Below are 16,728 nucleotides of genomic sequence, written 5' to 3'. Positions count from 1 at the left end.
GGGTTATTCCAAGTCGCCTACAATCGAGTGCTCGATAGCGTCATCCGCAGACTCCCCACAACAGATACAGAGAAGGAAAGCACCATGGAACATACGCTCCCGCCGCTGCCGTTCGCGAAAAACGCGCTCGCTCCGCACATGTCGGAAGAGACGCTCGAGTTTCACTATGGCAAGCATCACCAGACCTATGTGACCAACCTGAACAATCTGATCAAGGGCACGGAGTTCGAGAACCTGTCGCTGGAAGAGATCGTCAAGAAGTCGTCGGGCGGTATCTTCAACAATTCCGCTCAGGTATGGAATCACACGTTCTTCTGGAACAGCCTGTCGCCGCAAGGTGGCGGCGCTCCGACCGGCGCGCTGGCCGACGCGATCAACGCGAAGTGGGGTTCGTTCGACAAGTTCAAGGAAGAGTTTGCAAAGACCGCGGTCGGCACGTTCGGCTCGGGCTGGGCATGGCTCGTGAAGAAGGCTGATGGTTCGCTCGACCTGGTGTCGACGAGCAACGCCGCCACGCCGCTCACCACCGACGCAAAGGCACTGCTCACGATCGACGTGTGGGAGCACGCTTACTACATCGACTATCGCAATGCGCGTCCGAAGTTCGTCGAAGCGTACTGGAACATCGTCAACTGGGACTTCGCAGCGAAAAACTTCGCTTGAGATTGCCGGTTGCCGCTTGCCGCTTGCCGTCTGAGATCGTCACCCGGCGTGAGGTTTGGATAAGCCGAGCCGGTTCTCGCGGTTGCGATCGATGACGGTGGCAAAAACACGAAAGCCCTCCTGTGCGAGGGCTTTCTTTTTATCGACGCGATTTGGAGGCGAGGATTGGGTGTTGCGTTCGCTGACCGTCAGCGGGCGCCTTTCTTGCGCGCTTCTGAAACAAGTTTGTCACAGTTGGTAACCACGGTGTCGCGCTGTGAAGCGGATTTGACCGTTGTCTAACCGTCCGACTCAGCACTCGACGACATCTGTCGATGCCGATGACCCCGGCCGCCACCCGTCGACTTCGGGGAACTGGCGGGGGTGGGCGCCGGTGGCGGATGGTTCATGTACTGGAAGTTCTGCGCGATTGCGGCGCTCGGAAAGGTCGTCGTGCCCGGTTGCTGGAGTACGACGCTCGGCGTGGCCGGCGTCGATTGCGCGAACACGGGCGCGCTACAGGCGACGCAAGCTGCTGCGGCGGCGGGAATGAGCCGGTTCATCGATTCGTCCTTCGTCTGGTCGATTGGTTGGGCGGCGGGAATGTTCGACGCGAGTGTAGGGCGCACTCTGCGACAATTGATTGCCAGCTCATTTACAAGCATTACCCGATATAACGTACCCGATCGCTGCGTCCGCACGCGGTCGGCAACAGGCAAGCCGGCAGCGCAAAAACTTTCTGTAACGAAGCCGTAACCACGGAATTTTGCGATTAGCCTAACGTTTGAATTCCAATCCTCCGAACTGCACGACCATGATTTCCAGCAATAAAACAATCGGCCTGGCGATTCCCGCCGCCATCATCGCACTCGCGTTGGGAGGTTGCGCGGTGGCGCCGCCAAGCGGCCCGAGTATTGCCGCGATGCCGCGTAGCGGCGAGCCGCTGAGCGTGTTTCAGCAGAACGACTACGCGTGCCGTGATTACGCAAATCAATCGACGAATGGGACCGGCGCGGCGCAGGCGGCCACCACGAATAGCGTGAACAGTGCGGCGCTCGGTACGCTCGGCGGCGCAGCGATCGGCGCGCTGTTCGGTGCCGCGGCGGGCAACGCCGGCGCGGGCGCGGCGATCGGCGCGGGCAGTGGCCTGCTGATCGGCGGCGCGAACGGCGCGAATGGTGCACAGTATTCGGCCGCCGGCCTACAGGCGCACTACGATACCGCCTACGCCCAGTGCATGACCTCGAAGGGCGAGACGATCGTTCAGCCGCAGCCTTACTATTCGACGCAACCGGTGTATGTCGCGCCGCGTCCTTATTACGCGCCGCCGCCGCCGGTCATGTATGCGCCCTATCCGGCTTACTGAGCGGTGACGGCTGCGGGGCGACCGGCTCGCTTACTCCGTGTTGTCCGTTGAGCTCGCCTTGCTCGGACGACGGCTGCGAGAAGCCGTCTTACGGGTAGCCTTCCTGGCGGCCACGGGCGCTTCTTCCGGGCTGACCGCCGGCGCAGGGGCCTCGGCCGGCGCAGCGATCTCGGGTACTTCATCGATCGTGCGCGGCGTGCTTTTCTTCACTTTCTTCGCAGCCGTTTTGCGCGATGCGCGCTTTTTGGCGCTTTGACGCTGGGCGAGTGGGGCGTGGTCGGTGGTCTGCCCGGTTTCGGGGCCGAAAAGGACCTGCTCAGCGGTTGAATCCGCTTCCTCTGTTACAGAGCGCGCTTCGGACTCTTCAGAGATCTGCTCAGTGACGAACTCGTGTGAGTGCGGCGCCTGCTCATGCGGTTCCTGCAGCGGGATCTGTTCGGCGGGTTCGGTGGAAGCCGGCGTGGTGACCGCAGGTTCTTCATCAGCTTCGTGGTGCTTGCGCCTGTCGTGGGCGGCTTCCTGCTGGCCACGGGCCGCCTTGCGGTTGCTCCGATCCTTGCGTCGCGACTTATGCTTGCTGCCCGATTCAGAAGCGCCCGCTTGCGTAGTCTGCGTTTCGTACGACTCCTCAGCCGACCCCGTCTCGGACGACTCAGCTACGGTTTCGCCGACGATTTCACCTGTCGCTTCACTCGCGACGTTCACACCGCTGCTTCGATAAACGTACGCGCCTGACTTCTCATCGCGGCCGAATTCGAGCAGCCCGCGCGCCTGCGCTTCTTCCAGCAGATTGCCGAAAGCGCGGAAACCGTAGTACGTCTCGTTGAAATCCGGTTTGCGCCGCTTGATCGCGTTCTTCAGCACGGACGCCCAGATCTTGCCGCTGTCGCCGCGTTCGGAAGCGAGTGCGTCGAACGTTTGCACCGCAATCTCGACGGCCTTGCTACGGCGCTTCTCCAGATCTTCCTTGGGCGGGGCCTTCTCTTCGTCCGGCGCACGTTTGGCGGCCTGCGGGGCGCTCTGTTGAGGGCGCGACGATTCGCGCCGCACGACTGAGCGCTGACTTTCGCGTACGAGATCGTCGTAGAAGAAGAACTCGTCGCAATTCGCAATCAGCAGATCCGAGGTGGACTGCTGCACACCGACGCCGATCACCTGCTTGGCGTTCTCGCGCAACTTCGACACGAGCGGCGAGAAATCCGAATCACCACTGATGATCACGAACGTATTGACGTGCGATTTCGTGTAGCAGAGGTCGAGCGCATCGACGACGAGCCGGATGTCGGCCGAATTCTTGCCCGACTGGCGCACATGGGGAATTTCGATCAACTCGAAATTGGCCTCATGCATGGCCCCCTTGAAACTCTTGTAGCGATCCCAGTCGCAATACGCTTTCTTGACGACGATACTGCCCTTCAGCAGCAGGCGTTCGAGCACCAGCTTGATGTCGAACTTGTCGTACTTCGCGTCGCGCACGCCGAGCGCGACATTTTCGAAGTCGCAGAATAGCGCCATGCTGACGTTTTCGTTGGATGACGCCATGTATATCTCCATTGAAGCGGTCGTCGAACTCGACGATTCGCGACATGATAGCGATTCCAGCGAAGGTGAGCAGCGTTTGTGGTGCGTTCGCACCGATAGTCAGGTGGAAGGTGGCGGCAGGCGACCCAGAAAGCAGCTTCATGTCAGTGCCGTTACATGGTATCGCGGCGAACCGTGTTGTTCCATGTCGCGCGAGCTTCCAGCACATCGTCGATCAGTCCATATTCCCTCGCTTCCAGCGCTGACATGAAGTTGTCGCGGTCGGTATCGCGCGCGATTTCCTCGATGCTGCGTCCGGTGCGCTCCGCCATCATCGCATTGAGACGCGCTCGCAAATGCAGCACTTCCTTCGCCTGGATTTCGATGTCCGCCGCGGTGCCCTGACCGCCGCCGGACGGCTGGTGAATCATGATGCGCGCATTGGGTAACGCATACCGTTTGCCACGTTGACCCGCGGTGAGCAGGAAGGTCCCCATGCTCGCGGCAAAGCCCGTACACAAGGTCGAGACCTCTGGCTTGATGAACTGCATGGTGTCGTAAATCGCAAGACCGTCGTACACCGAGCCGCCAGGCGAGTTGATGTAAAAAGAAATATCCTTGTCAGGGTTCTCCGACTCGAGAAACAGCAATTGCGCGACGATCAGACTGGCCGACTGCTCGTTCACGGGGCCGACAAGAAACACGATGCGCTCGCGCAGCAGACGGGAGTAGATGTCATAGGCGCGCTCGCCCCGGCCGGATTGTTCGATGACCGTGGGCACGAGGCCCAGGCCATAGACAGATGGGTAACTGGAAGGCATAGGGTCCTCGTTCAGGATGGGCGGCACGGGCATTCCGGGATGCGCATGCGGCCGCGGTTCGCAAGCCGCATCACAGGCGCGGGTTGTTGCTCATTTGACGAACTGGCGGCCGGCCGTGTGACAAATATTTTTTTGTGCCTCGCTGTCACATCACTCGCTGCTCATGCGTCAAGCTCAGGAATACCGGCCGTGGCTTGCGCTTGAGCCGTGTCACCGGTACGAAGCCGTTTTTTCACCACGCACCATCGGGAGGTCTACGCATGACGGAACAGGGAATCGACAAGGCATCCAGTTTCGAGGCCGCGCGCGCCCGTCTGCTGGCTCTCGCGTACCGGATGCTCGGCAGTCGCGCGGAAGCCGAAGACGTGGTGCAGGACGTCTGGCTCAAATGGCATCTGGCGGATACTCAGGCGGTGCAAACACCGGTTGCCTGGCTCACCACGCTTACCACCCGCACGGCGATCGACCGTTTGCGGCACGCGCGGCGCGAGCGAGCGTCGCAGGCTAGCGGCTGGCTACCGGAGCCGTGGCTCGACGAGGTTGCGCCATCGGCGGAGGAGTTGGCATTGCGCGCGGCGGATATGTCGTATGGCGTGATGCTGCTGCTCGAACATCTGAAGCCGGACGAGCGCGCGGCGTTCGTCCTGCATGAAGCGTTCGAGTGCGGCTATGCGGAAATTGCCTCGATTCTCGAACGCACACCGGCCGCTTGCCGGCAAATCGTTCACCGGGCCAAGGAGCGTCTGCGGCGTGCGGGCGCGCCGTTGGAGCGGCCCGATCCCGCGGTACATGGGCGAATCGTCGAGCGTTTGCGTGTCGCGCTCGAAGCGCAAGACCGGGTGGGCCTGCTGCAGCTTTTCAGCGACGCGCCCCAACTGATCAGCGACGTACCTCTGCACGCTGCGCCCACGCCGTTCTCCACGGTCGGCACGTCCCTTCGCGCGCACGCACCCACGCCGAGGACTGAAGCGCAGTGCGCTTGCGAGCCGGTGTCAGTTCCGGAGTGGATTGTCACCATCACCTCGCTCGCGCAGCAGGCGAGCCACGCCGAGGTGGTGTCGATGGAGGGGGCCGTGTGCATCGCGTTGTTCTGCGATGGCGACATCGTCGGATTGATCGACGTGGTGACGGATGGCGCGACGGACCTGTCGGCGAGAATCGTCTCGTTGCGCATCCTGACTAGCGCCGCGCATTTGCAGGCGGCTAATCAGATGCTGGGTCGTGACGCGGTCAAGGAACTGCTTGCCCGGATCAAGAAACATCCGGCGGTATCAGTTACGGTGAGCCGCGACTTCCCAGTTGATGTCGACGCATAGCACCTGCGTTCCATGCGACGTGTGCGCGGCAATCGACGCAGTAACGCACAGGTGCGCTTCGTTGATCGACAGATACGGCGGCGTCAGGTGTACCCGTCCCGGTTGACGCATTGCCTGGATGAAGTACGGGCGGCGTTCCCAACTCGCGCCTTCGGAATGCAGCAGCGGGCTAAAGCGCTTCGCACGTTGCGATGTGCGGCCCGGCGGCAGCACGTTGTCGCCGATCTGCCGGCCCGAGCCGTCCAGCACAAAGCAGCGCGCCGTTTCGCCGAGCGCGAGCAACGGGGTGGTGGCCTGCGCAATCGATTCTCCGGCAATCATTTGCGCGGCGGCTGTCTCGAGCGCGGTGACATACGGTGCGAGCCGCGCGGACTGGGCTTTCTCGCGCGCGGCAACGCGTTCACGCAGCGCGGCGGAAAGCGCATCCATCAGGCCGGCTGCGACTTGCGGCTTGACGGGGTCGACGCTCGGGCCGGCGAAATAGGCGCCCTGGACGAAATCCACGTTGCATTCAAGCGCAATCAGTGCGTCGCGCTCGGTGCTCAGACCGCCCATCAGCACCAGTTGCCCAGATTCGTGCAACAGGGAGACGAGGCCCGGCAACACGCGCTCGATGTGCGAGTGTTCACTCGCTTGCGCGAGGATGCAGCGGTCGAGCGTGACGATGTCCGGCCGCAGATTCCACACGCGGTCGATGTTCGAGTGTTTTGCGCCAAAGCCGTCGAGCGCAATCAGGAAACCGGATTTGCGCAGCAAATCGACGATTTCGGCAAAGCGCGTGGTCTCGCCTCCGGCCTGTTCGGATACTTCGAGCACCACGCGTTGCGGCGGCAGGCCGAGCGTTTTGAGGCTGGCAAGCAGCGCGTCACCGTAGCTGGTGTCCATCAGTGCGGCGGGATGCAGGCTGAGGAAGAGCCATTCGTCGTGGCTGTCGAACGCGTTGAAGTTCCCGAGGTGCAGCGATTCGGCCAGCCGTCCGAGTTCAAGCAGGTCGCCGCGTCGCGCGGCCTGCGTAAAGACCTCGTGCGAGGGCACTTGCCTTTCATGCTCGTCGTGGGCGCGCAGCGATGCGTGATACCCGATCGCTCGCCGGTGCGAGACCGAGAAAACCGGCTGAAACACGCTGAAAACCGTGTAGCCGCCATACAGAACGGTACGCCGGGAGCCTTCGTCGCCGGCCATCGGGCGTGGTGGCTGGAAACCGGGAGGATCGAGTTCGATCATGCTCATCATGTCAGTCGTGTGGAAATGGCGGCGCTTGCAGGACTCGGCAGGAGTTCGCAGGCGCAGATCAAGAGTTTACAGGATAGGCGAGCAAGAACTATGCGCGTGCACGAACACAGCTCGAGCGTCCAGCGGCGATGCTTTGAGGCCACCATTCTGCATGCCCAGCGGTACAAGGTTGATGACACGCACTTCGCTGGTGCGGGACGCGCCCTGTTGCGGGTCGGCGGCGCTGTTCGAGGGTGCTGCGGGCCGCGCGCTCAGGCCCCTAGCCGGAAGTCCGTTCGCCGGTACGCCGGAAGCGGCCGCCCTCATTCGTGCGGCAGCCAGGTGTGCGGCTTTCAGGTCCGCTCCGAAGGATCGGTCTTTTTCGCGGGCGTGCGGATGTCCGGCGACAACTGCGCAAAGATCCACGACGAGCATGCAGTGATGATGCCGACGCACAGGAACGTCGCATGAAACGCGGGCAACGAATTGGCAGCCGTCACGCGTTGCATGATGCCGGTAAAGGTCGCCAGCAGCGCACCGGCCACGGTCACGCCGAGACTCATCGAAAGCATCTGCACGAGCGAAAACAGGCTATTGCCGCTGCTTGCGCCGCCGGTGCCGAGGTCCTTCAGCGTCAGCGTGTTCATCGCGGTGAACTGCATCGAGTTCACGCCGCCGAAGATCGCCAGTTGCACGAGTCGCAGCCACAGCGGCTGATTCGTGCTCGTGAGCGCGAAACTCGCCATCATCAGGCCGACCAGAATCGTGTTCGTCATCAGCACGCGTCGATAGCTGTACTTCAGGATCAGTGTCGTCACAAGACGCTTCGTCGCCATGCCCGCGGCCGCCACGGGCAGCATCATCAGGCCGGCTTCGAAGGCGCTATAGCCGAGGCTCACCTGCAGCAGCAGAGGAATCAGGTAAGGCATCGAGCCGCTGCCGATCCGCGCGAACAGATTGCCGAGCAATCCGACGCTAAAAGTGTGGATCTTGAAGAGATCGAGCGGGAAGATCGGTGCGGACGCGCGCACCGCGTGCAGACCATAAGCAACGAAGCACGCAAGGCTCAGAATCAGCAGCACCAGCACCGTGGCATGTTGAACGCCGAACTCTGTACGGCCATCGAGCGCGAACGAAATCGCCACCATGCCAACCACCAGCAGCAGGTAGCCGCCAAGGTCGAATTTGCCCGTGTTTTCGTTGCGGCTGTCCGGCATGAAGATAAACGTCGCGATGCAGCCCACGATGCCGACCGGCACGTTGATCAGAAAGATCCAGTGCCACGACGCGATCTTGACGAGCCAGCCGCCGAGCGTCGGTCCGATCAACGGTCCGATCAGACCGGGAATCGCCACGAACGACAACGCCGGCAGATAGCGCTCCGCCGGGAAAGTGCGCAGCACCGCGAGCCGCCCAACCGGCAGCAGCATCGCGCCGCCCACGCCTTGCAGAATGCGGAACAGCACCAGCTGGTTCAGCGTATGCGCGTTCGCGCACAGCAACGAGCCCACCGCGAACACGAGAATCGCACTGAAGAACACGCGCCGCGTGCCGAGTTTGTCGGCGAGCCAGCCGGACACGGGGATCATGACCGCCATCGTCAGCGAGTAGGCGATCACCACCGATTGCATGCGCAGCGGCAGCTCGCCGAGGCTTGTCGCCATCGCGGGGAGCGCGGTGTTGACGATCGTCGAATCCAGCGTCTGCATGAAGAAGCCGGTGGCGACCAGCCACAGCATTACGGTCAGCGAGCGGGGCGAGGGACCCGAGGGGATGTCGGGAGCGAGGGCGGGCGGAGTCGGCGTCGTGGACATGGAAGGCGGCTAGGCGCGCTCGGTCGGGCTGGGACTCGCTATTCTAGGGAAAAGCGCGGCCCGGCGCAGCGGCGGGGGCGTATTGCGATCGTGTCGATGCTCGGCCGCCGTCGCGCTCCGGGCTGTGTTTACGCATCGGGCGGCAACTGCGCCGCCGCATGAAAGAACGCCTGGGCCCGCGGCTCGTTGCCAAAGGCCACGTGAATCCTGATCCACGGGCTCGGCTCCCGATTCGGCCTGAAGTGTTGTCCAGGCAGCACTGTCACGCCGAGCGGCACACCGCATTCAACCAGCCGCTCGGCGTTTGCGACATGGGGCACGCGCGCCCACACGAACTTACCGCCCGCCGGCTCTTCGAAAATCTCCCAGCCGGCATCTTCGAGCGTCTGGACGGTCGAGCCGAGCGCGCCACGCATCTGCCGGCGCAGTCGTTCCAGATATTTGCGATATGCGCCGCGCTCCAGCATCGACACCGCCACCGCTTCGGCAAAGCGCGAGCAGCCGATGCTCGTCAACATCTTGATGTCGACCAGATCCTTGATGATCGCGTGGTTCGCAACCACGCAGCCGATCCGTAGCGACGACGACAGCGTCTTCGACAATCCGCCGATGTAGATCACCTGTTCGAGCTGGTCGAGGGTAGCGAGGCGATCGGTGATGTCGGTCTGAAAATCCGCGTAGATGTCGTCTTCGATAATCTGGAAGCCGTGCTCGCGCGCCAGTTGCAGCAGACGGAAAGCGACCTGCGGTGCGACCGTCGTGCCGGTCGGATTGTGGAACACGGTGTTGATGAGCAGCAGTCTGGGTCGGTGCAGCTTCAGTTGCGCCTGCATCACCTCGAGATCGGGTCCATTGCCGGTGCGGGGGATGCCGACCAGCTTCATGCCGTGCAGTCGCAGCAGGCCGTACAGGTTGTAGTAACCGGGGTCCTCGACGAAGATCGTGTCGCCGGGCTTGAGCAGGTAGCGCACGAGCAGATCGAACGCCTGACTTGCGCCGTCGGTGATCAGAATCTGCGACGCCTCTGCCTGGATACCCAACTGTCCAATGCGGGTTCGCAACTGCTCGCGCAAGACAGGATTGCCGAGCGGCGTCGCGTACTCGACCATGCTGGCGGGATCGGTTCGCGACACGTGCCGGATCGCCTGGGCAATGCCATCGATGTCGCGCCACCCTACGGGAATAAAGCCGGTGCTGAGCTTCAGCGTCTCGCCGGGATAGTTGAATTGCTCCAGCAAATGGTCCGACTCGACGTCGGCGCGGCGCGGGTCCGAGGTGCCCTGGCAGTGCATGTCCGGCGGCTGACGATCGGCGACATAGAAGCCGGAACCGTGGCGCGAATCGACATAGCCGAGCGACACCAGCCGGTCGTACGCCTCGATCACCGGAAAGCGGCTGACGCCGAAGTCGGCGGCGAATTGGCGGATCGACGGCAGCTTCGAGCCAGGATGCGCATTGCGCGAACGGATCCACGCCGATACGCCCGCGACGATCTGCTCGGTCAGCGGCACGCCGTTGTCCCGATCGAGCTGGATTTCGAGTTTCATACGCTTGCCGTCCTTCGCCACCACGCCAACTGTTCGGTTTTTTGACTGAACAGTTCCGATGAAAGTGTTCGGAACTGTGCATGTGTCTCCGATCATCGCACGTCAATAATCGGTACGACAGAAAATCCTTCAAGGAGAGCGGCGATGCGAGAAGTACGAGTTTTCGAGCTGGAACATGACGAGCCCGTCACGGCGTGGCGGGTCGAGCGTCCGTCGGTTTTCAAGGTGATCAGCGGCAACGTCTGGCTGACCGTCGAGGGTGAGCACGAGGATCATTGGCTCGCAGCGGGCGAGTCGATCGGGTTGGCGCGTGGCTCGGTGGCATGGGTCAGCGCGGGGCAGGCGGGCGCGCGTCTTGCGCTGGCGAGCGGCTCGGAGCGCAAGTTGCCGAAGCTGCCCTTCGGCTGGCCGATGCCGGCTTGGCTGCTGCGTCGACCACACGCGGTGTGAAGCAGGGCGGACGGCGGGCCGCCGCTTTTCAGACGGTTTTCAGTCCTTGGGCAGGCACCTACGAGGTCACTACTCAACCCCGCCCGCCGGATACTCCCCGATATACCTCGCCCGCGGCCGGATCAAGCGGCCATCGCGCGTCTGCTCCATCGCGTGCGCGATCCATCCGACCACGCGCCCGAGCGCAAACAGCGTGAACGCGGCCCCGGCCGGCAAGCCGAGCACGCGCTCGAGCGCCGCAAGCCCGAAATCCAATGTCGGCTCCGCGCCCGTCGTGTCGCGCACCGCTCGCGCGAGCTGGAGGACCTCGTTGAGCGGTGAGCGGGCCGGCGCGCAGTCGGCGAGCATCGTCAGCAACAGCCGCGCGCGCGGATCGCCGTCCGGATAGAGCGGATGACCGAAGCCCGACAGCACCGGCCCCGGCGCGCCGTGTTCGTGGCGCGCGAGACGGTTCGCCAGATAGCGGTCGAGGTCGGGCGCGCGCGACGCCTCGTCGAGCAGGGCCGCGATGCGTACGGTTTCGCCGCCGTGACGCGGCCCGGAGAGTGCCGCGAGCCCGCCCGCGACCGCGCCGAACAGATGCGTGCCCGTCGACGTGATGCAGCGGACCGTGAATGTCGACGCGTTCAGCTCGTGATCCGCGCACGCGACCAGTGCCGCGCGCAGCAGCAAGCTTTGTGGCCGGCTACGCACCCGCCAGGCCGTCGCGATCTGCCGATGCAGCGGTTCGTTCGACGGCGCCGCCGGCAGCATCGCGGCGGCCAGCAGCCGCATCACGGCGCACGCGGTGTCGAGTTGAGCATCGCGCCCGAGCGCCCACACGCGCGGCATTTGCGCGGCCGCGGCCGGCAGCAGCACGAGCGCGCGATCGAGCGGCGTGCTGTCGCTCCACAGCTTGAGCCACGCGGCCCATTGCGCGGGGGCGACCGGCACGGCGGGCGCATCGGCGATGCGCCGCGGGCTGCATTCCCACAGCAGGGCCGCGACGTCTTCGAGTGACGCATGGCGCGCGAGCTCGATCGCATCGTGGCCGCGATACAGCAGGCGACGGTCCGCGACCAGCGTGATCGACGATTCGAGCACCGGCACGCCCCAGTCGAGCACCTTTTGCGCGACCTTGCCCGCGCGCTTGCCGTCCGCCTTGCGACGCGCAAGACGACGCACCTCGGCGGCATCGTAGAGCCGATGCCTGCCTTGCGCATCCGGCGACGAGCTCAGCATTCCGCGGCTCACGTACGCATACAGCGTCGGCAAGCTGATGCCGAGCGTCGCGGCCGCTTCGGTGGCGGTCAGGTAAATCGGAGTGGGCATGAAAGCGCGTCGAAACAGAAGAAATCAATATATATTGATTATCATAATCAAGATTGATCGGGGCGACACGCCTATTTAGACTCGGTGCACCTGCTTCCTGTCCGCGCGACCCACGCGCCCACTGCCATGACGCCCGAACTCGCCCTCAAACATATCTGGACGCTTGCCGGTTGTGATCCGGTTGCGCTGCACGCCGTGTCGCTCGCCGGCACGGACCCCGGCTTGCCGTCGGTCTACCGCGTCGGCAGCCTAGCGTCGGCAACCATCGCCGTGACGGGCCTTGCCGCCGCCGAATACTGGCGCTTGCGTAGTGGACACCGGCAACAGGTGTCGGTGCAGATGCGTCGCGCGCTGGCGGCGTTTCGCAGCGAACGCTATCTGCGGATCGACGACGGGCCACCGCCCACGCTGCGCGATCCGGTCACCGGCTTCTACGAAACGGGCGACGGTCGCTGGATCCAGCTACACACGAATTTTGCGCATCACCTCAAGGGCGTGCTCGAGGTGCTCGGCTGCGACAACGGGCGCGAGTCGGTGGCGGCCGCGATTCGCGGCTGGGAGGGGGCGACGCTCGATCGCACGCTTGCGGACGCGGGCCTGTGTGCCGCATTGATTCGCACGCCCGACGAATGGGCTGCGCTCGAGCAGGCCAAGGCGATCGCGCGTTTGCCGCTGTTCGAGATCGAGCGCATCGGCGACGCGCCGGTCGAGCCGCCGCGCTCTGGTGACACTGACGCCGACCGCCCGCTCGCGGGCGTGCGCGTGCTGGATCTGTCGCGGATCATCGCGGGACCGGTGGCTGGCCGCGCGCTCGCGCATCATGGCGCGGACGTGTTGAGTGTCAACGGGCCGCATCTGCCGAACATCGCGCCGCTCGTGATCGACAACGGCCGCGGCAAGCGTTCGGCGCTCGTCGATCTGCGCGACGCGGCCGGCCGCGACACGTTGCGTGGCCTCGCGCGCGATGCCGACGTGTTCCTGCAGGCCTATCGTCCGGGCGCGCTGGCGGCGCGCGGCTTCGGGCCCGACGAACTCGCGCGGCTGCGGCCCGGCATCGTCCATGTCTCGGTGTGCGCTTACGGGCACACGGGGCCGTGGGCGCAGCGACGCGGCTTCGATAGTCTGGTGCAGTCGGCGAGCGGCATCGCGTGGACCGAGCGCGCGGCGGCGGGATCGGTCGAGCCGCGCCATCTGCCGTGTCAGGCGCTCGATCACGCGACCGGCTACCTGGCCGCGTTCGGTGCGATGGTCGCGCTCGCGCGACGGGCTCGCGAGGGCGGTAGCTGGCATGTGAAGGTGTCGCTCGCGCAGACTGGGCGCTGGTTGCAGTCGTTCGGGCTGCTCGACGATGGTCAGCGGGCGCCCGAGGTGTCGCTCGAGGATGTGCGCGATTGCGTCGCGAGCGTGCAGTCGGAATTCGGCCGCGTGCTTGGCGTGCAGCCCGCGGAGCAACTGGATGAGACGCCTGCGTTTTATGCGCTGCCGCCGGCGCGACTCGGCGCGTACGAAGCGCGCTGGACTTGAAGGTTGGAGCGGGCGGCGCGTTCAGCTCGAGACCACGGCGCGCCCGAGCGCCCACCGTGTCGCCGCCTACTTCCTCAACTCCGCGACGAAGTCGTAGTAGTCGTTGCGGCAATACGTATCGGTCAACTCGATCGCCCGCTGATCCGCCGTATAACCCACGCGCGTGATCAGCAGCAACGCCTCGTTCGGCGCGATGCTCATCTGCTGCGCGATTTCGTCGCTCGCGTTCACCGCGCGGAAGTGCTGCAACGCGCGCACGATCGTCAGTCCGCGACTCTCCAGATACGTGTACAACGAATCGCCGATTGCCTGCGGATCGGGAATCACCGCGGCCGGAAACGTCGAGTTCTCGACCGCCATCACGATGCCGTCGGCGAGCCGCAGCCGCCGCAGCCGCGTGACCGCGGCGGCGGGCGACAGGCCCAACTGGATCACCTCGTCGCGATTGGCGGGCGAGATTTCGCGCGACAGCCACTTCGAACTCGGCGTGAAGCCGCGCCGCCGCAGCATTTCGCTGAAGCTCGACAGGCGCGACAGCGGATCTTCATAGCGCGGCGTAATGAAACTGCCCGCGCCCTGGGTGCGGCGGATCAAACCCTGCTCGACGAGCAGCGCGATCGCCTTGCGCGACGTGATGCGCGATACGCCGAGCGCCTCCGACAGCACGCGTTCCGAAGGGAGTGCTTCACCGGCGTTCCAGCGGTTTTCATGGATCGCGCTGCCGAGCTTGCGGGCAAGTTGCAGATAGAGCGGCGTGTCGTTTTCCGGGTCCGGGCGCAGGTCGCGCCAGCGGTCTTCCGAGGCAGAGGTCATGGGGCTCACGCAAGATGGGCAAGCGGCAATTTTAGAACATCGGCGCGTGCCGTTATAGCGGGCTTTTGCCTGGCGCGCCGCCGGGAGCTCGCCGAGCCGCTAAACTCGTCGCTAGTTTTTCGTCGCATGCGTTGCGGGATGAGGCCTCGTGCCTTCGCATCGCATCTGGATCGAGCTACCTTCGAGGAGTCAGCATGACGAGCGATATCGCAAGCGTGAGCCTGCCGGGCGGCGAGCGCATTCCGGCACTGGGGCAGGGTACGTGGGAGATGGGCGAGCAACGGGCGCAACGGGCGGCGGAAATCGATGCGCTGCGTTGCGGCATCGAACTCGGCATGACGCTGATCGATACCGCCGAAATGTACGGCGATGGCGCGACCGAGTCGCTGCTCGGCGAAGCGCTCGCCGGTTTGCGCGACAAGGTGTTTCTGGTCAGCAAGGTCTATCCGCACAACGCCAGCCGGCGCGGCGTGATCGCCGCGTGCGAGCAAAGCCTGAAGCGTCTGAAAACCGACCGGCTCGATCTGTATCTGCTCCACTGGCCCGGCTCGGTGCCGCTTGCGGAAACTGTCGACGGCTTCGAGGCGCTGCGCGCCGCGGGCAAGATTCGTCACTGGGGCGTGAGCAACTTCGATACCGACGACATGGAAGAACTCGTCGCGACGCCGGGCGGCGATGCGTGCGCGACCAATCAGATTCTGTACAACGTGGCGCGGCGCGGGCCGGAGTTCGATCTGTTGCCGTGGCTCGCCGCGCGCGGCATGCCGGCGATGGCGTACAGCCCGGTCGATCATGCGCGCCTGCCGAAACGCTCGCCGCTCGACGATATTGCCGACGCGCGCGGTGTCTCGGTGTTTCAGGTAGCGCTTGCGTGGGTGCTGGGTAAGTCCAATGTGTGCGCGATTCCGAAAGCGGCGCGCGTCGAGCATGTGCGGGACAACCATCGCACGTCGCAGATGGTGCTGGAAGCCGGCGAACTGGCCGCGCTCGACGCCTACTTCAAGCCGCCGCGCGGCAAGCGCGCGCTGGAGATGTTGTAAGCCCTGGCGCGACCGCCGCCCATTGCGGAGCGGCGATGCGCGAGGCTTGGAGCACGGCGGGCGTCGCTGACGCGACGCTCAGGTGCAGGCGTGGTGCTGATGCACGGAGCCGAGTACGGCGACTTCGGCGGGGGTGTGCTGTAGCGCGTCGTCCGGGACCTGGGCGGCATCGGCGAGGAAGTCGTCGACGATCGTCGACACCGGCACGTCGCGCAGGCACAGTGAGACGCGCTGCATTTCGTTGGCGGGCATGGTCGCGCGTTGCGCCAGGAACAGCACGCCGTACTGATAGCCGTGGATGATGCCGCGGATCGCGCCGACGCATTGCCCTTGAGCGACGTTGTCGTGGCGCTGTTTGCAGCTCTGGACGAGCGAATACGCGGAGAAGGTCGGGTCGACCGGGGGCGCAGCTTGCGACAGGGTTTTCGCCATCGGCTGCGCGGGCGTTTGCGCATTGGCGAGCGATGCGAGGCCCAAGGCGGCAGCCATCAGCACGGCGGCTGCCGTGCGGGTCGCGGCGGGGGGGACGTTTCGATGCATGTTGTGGGCCCTCATATCGAACGATGAATCTGATATGAGGCGGTCGTCTCGGATTGGTTCCATAACACTCGCATGCAATGGGGGTTGTGTTCCCGCCGCTCCCGGCGCAGGTCGCGCGGGCTCCGCGCCATGCCGTCAGCGCGCGCCGACGGCGGGCGGGCCGCTCCGACCGGCCTCCGGCGGCGACGCCCGACCGGGGGATCGGGACGTCACCGCCGTTGCCAGCGGATAGCGGACAGTATGCCGGGACATCTCGTCGGCGGGTAGGGCGCGGGGGCCCCCTACCCGGGGATTGGGCGACGCCTAGTACCCGTTCCCGCCGCCGTTGCCACTGCCGCCGCTGCCGCCACCCTTGCCTCCGTGACCGCCGCCGAAGCCTCCGCCAAAGCCTCCGCCGAACCCGCCACCGAAGCCACCACCGAAGCCACCGCCATTCGCACCACCGAAACCGCCGCCATTCGCACCACCGAAACCGCCGCCAAAGCCACCGCCAGGGCCGCCGCTGGAGCCTCCGCAACCGCAGCCGCCGCTCCCGCTGCCGCCGCTGCTTCCGCCACCACCGCCGCCGCCACCGCCTCCGCCCCCACCCCCGCTGCCCCCCCCCCTCCACCACCCCCACCACCGCCACGACCGCCCACCACTCCCCCCACCCCACCGCTGCAGCTGTCAACCCACCCCCCACCACCCCTGCCCCCCCACACCCCTACACTTGCAGCCAGTCATCCTCAACGCCGCATCACTCTACCCCTACGTCTCCACTGTCGCAGCACTCCGCCACGCATCATCCGTGCTATTACTCTCCTCCCTCCAC

Annotated in this window: 15 protein-coding genes; 7 read left to right on the top strand and 8 right to left on the bottom strand. The window is 64.8% G+C overall.

All coding sequences use genetic code 11. From position 1 onward, the window contains the following. Window positions 1-84: 84 nt before the first annotated feature. From sodB to CI15_RS03435, 3 genes are all read left to right on the top strand, one after another. A complete protein-coding gene (sodB, locus tag CI15_RS03445; protein ID WP_013090345.1) occupies window positions 85-663 on the top strand; it encodes a superoxide dismutase [Fe] in 579 nt (192 codons plus the stop codon). A 387-nt stretch (window positions 664-1,050) separates the two neighbouring features. Beyond that, window positions 1,051-1,398 (top strand): hypothetical protein, encoded by a 348-nt coding sequence (locus CI15_RS36320; protein ID WP_153041042.1) that lies wholly within the window; start codon window positions 1,051-1,053, stop codon window positions 1,396-1,398. A gap of 58 nt (window positions 1,399-1,456) precedes the next feature. Further along, window positions 1,457-2,008, top strand: coding sequence for a glycine zipper family protein (locus CI15_RS03435; RefSeq protein WP_062124330.1), 552 nt, complete (start codon window positions 1,457-1,459; stop codon window positions 2,006-2,008). Between the two features lie 30 nt (window positions 2,009-2,038). Here CI15_RS03435 and CI15_RS03430 read toward each other — a convergent pair whose 3' ends face one another. Continuing rightward, window positions 2,039-3,550 carry an NYN domain-containing protein gene (locus tag CI15_RS03430; RefSeq protein ID WP_062124328.1) on the bottom strand — a complete coding sequence of 504 codons (1,512 nt, stop codon included), beginning with the start codon at window positions 3,548-3,550 and terminating at the stop codon, window positions 2,039-2,041. A gap of 152 nt (window positions 3,551-3,702) precedes the next feature. Continuing rightward, window positions 3,703-4,350 carry an ATP-dependent Clp endopeptidase proteolytic subunit ClpP gene (gene clpP / locus CI15_RS03425; RefSeq protein WP_062124327.1) on the bottom strand — a complete coding sequence of 216 codons (648 nt, stop codon included), beginning with the start codon at window positions 4,348-4,350 and terminating at the stop codon, window positions 3,703-3,705. Between the two features lie 260 nt (window positions 4,351-4,610). Here clpP and CI15_RS03420 point away from each other — a divergent pair, with 260 nt between their 5' ends. Then, window positions 4,611-5,666, top strand: a complete 1,056-nt coding sequence (locus tag CI15_RS03420; RefSeq protein ID WP_062124326.1) for a sigma-70 family RNA polymerase sigma factor — start codon at window positions 4,611-4,613, stop codon at window positions 5,664-5,666. Here CI15_RS03420 and CI15_RS03415 read toward each other — a convergent pair. From CI15_RS03415 to CI15_RS03405, 3 genes are all read right to left on the bottom strand, one after another. Then, window positions 5,622-6,896 (bottom strand): EAL domain-containing protein, encoded by a 1,275-nt coding sequence (locus tag CI15_RS03415; RefSeq protein ID WP_062124848.1) that lies wholly within the window; start codon window positions 6,894-6,896, stop codon window positions 5,622-5,624. The two genes, CI15_RS03420 and CI15_RS03415, sit on opposite strands and share 45 nt — an antisense overlap. Before the next feature lie 335 nt (window positions 6,897-7,231). Further along, window positions 7,232-8,692 carry a multidrug transporter subunit MdtD gene (gene mdtD / locus CI15_RS03410; RefSeq protein ID WP_062124325.1) on the bottom strand — a complete coding sequence of 487 codons (1,461 nt, stop codon included), beginning with the start codon at window positions 8,690-8,692 and terminating at the stop codon, window positions 7,232-7,234. A gap of 128 nt (window positions 8,693-8,820) precedes the next feature. Further along, on the bottom strand, window positions 8,821-10,239 hold the full coding sequence (locus CI15_RS03405; RefSeq protein WP_062124846.1) for an aminotransferase-like domain-containing protein: 1,419 nt from the start codon (window positions 10,237-10,239) through the stop codon (window positions 8,821-8,823). A 144-nt stretch (window positions 10,240-10,383) separates the two neighbouring features. Between CI15_RS03405 and CI15_RS03400 the strand changes: the two genes are divergently transcribed. Next, window positions 10,384-10,689, top strand: coding sequence for a DUF2917 domain-containing protein (locus tag CI15_RS03400; RefSeq protein ID WP_062124324.1), 306 nt, complete (start codon window positions 10,384-10,386; stop codon window positions 10,687-10,689). A 69-nt stretch (window positions 10,690-10,758) separates the two neighbouring features. On the opposite strand, the gene CI15_RS03395 is transcribed toward CI15_RS03400, so the two are convergent. Next, window positions 10,759-12,000, bottom strand: coding sequence for a citrate/2-methylcitrate synthase (locus tag CI15_RS03395; RefSeq protein ID WP_062124322.1), 1,242 nt, complete (start codon window positions 11,998-12,000; stop codon window positions 10,759-10,761). A 126-nt stretch (window positions 12,001-12,126) separates the two neighbouring features. On the opposite strand from CI15_RS03395, the gene CI15_RS03390 reads away from it, so the two are divergent. Further along, window positions 12,127-13,524 carry a CoA transferase gene (locus tag CI15_RS03390; RefSeq protein ID WP_062124321.1) on the top strand — a complete coding sequence of 466 codons (1,398 nt, stop codon included), beginning with the start codon at window positions 12,127-12,129 and terminating at the stop codon, window positions 13,522-13,524. A gap of 66 nt (window positions 13,525-13,590) precedes the next feature. Here the strand turns inward: CI15_RS03390 and CI15_RS03385 are convergent, their stop codons facing one another. Then, window positions 13,591-14,337, bottom strand: a complete 747-nt coding sequence (locus tag CI15_RS03385) for a GntR family transcriptional regulator (RefSeq protein ID WP_062124320.1) — start codon at window positions 14,335-14,337, stop codon at window positions 13,591-13,593. Between the two features lie 194 nt (window positions 14,338-14,531). On the opposite strand from CI15_RS03385, the gene CI15_RS03380 reads away from it, so the two are divergent. Then, window positions 14,532-15,377 (top strand): aldo/keto reductase, encoded by an 846-nt coding sequence (locus tag CI15_RS03380; protein WP_062124319.1) that lies wholly within the window; start codon window positions 14,532-14,534, stop codon window positions 15,375-15,377. A 78-nt stretch (window positions 15,378-15,455) separates the two neighbouring features. On the opposite strand, the gene CI15_RS03375 is transcribed toward CI15_RS03380, so the two are convergent. Then, window positions 15,456-15,917 (bottom strand): Rap1a/Tai family immunity protein, encoded by a 462-nt coding sequence (locus CI15_RS03375; RefSeq protein ID WP_062124317.1) that lies wholly within the window; start codon window positions 15,915-15,917, stop codon window positions 15,456-15,458. Window positions 15,918-16,728 lie beyond the last annotated feature (811 nt).

The sequence above is a fragment of the Paraburkholderia monticola genome (genome assembly GCF_001580545.1).
GTDB lineage: Bacteria > Pseudomonadota > Gammaproteobacteria > Burkholderiales > Burkholderiaceae > Paraburkholderia > Paraburkholderia monticola.
This window is presented reverse-complemented; position numbering and strand designations above follow the sequence as displayed.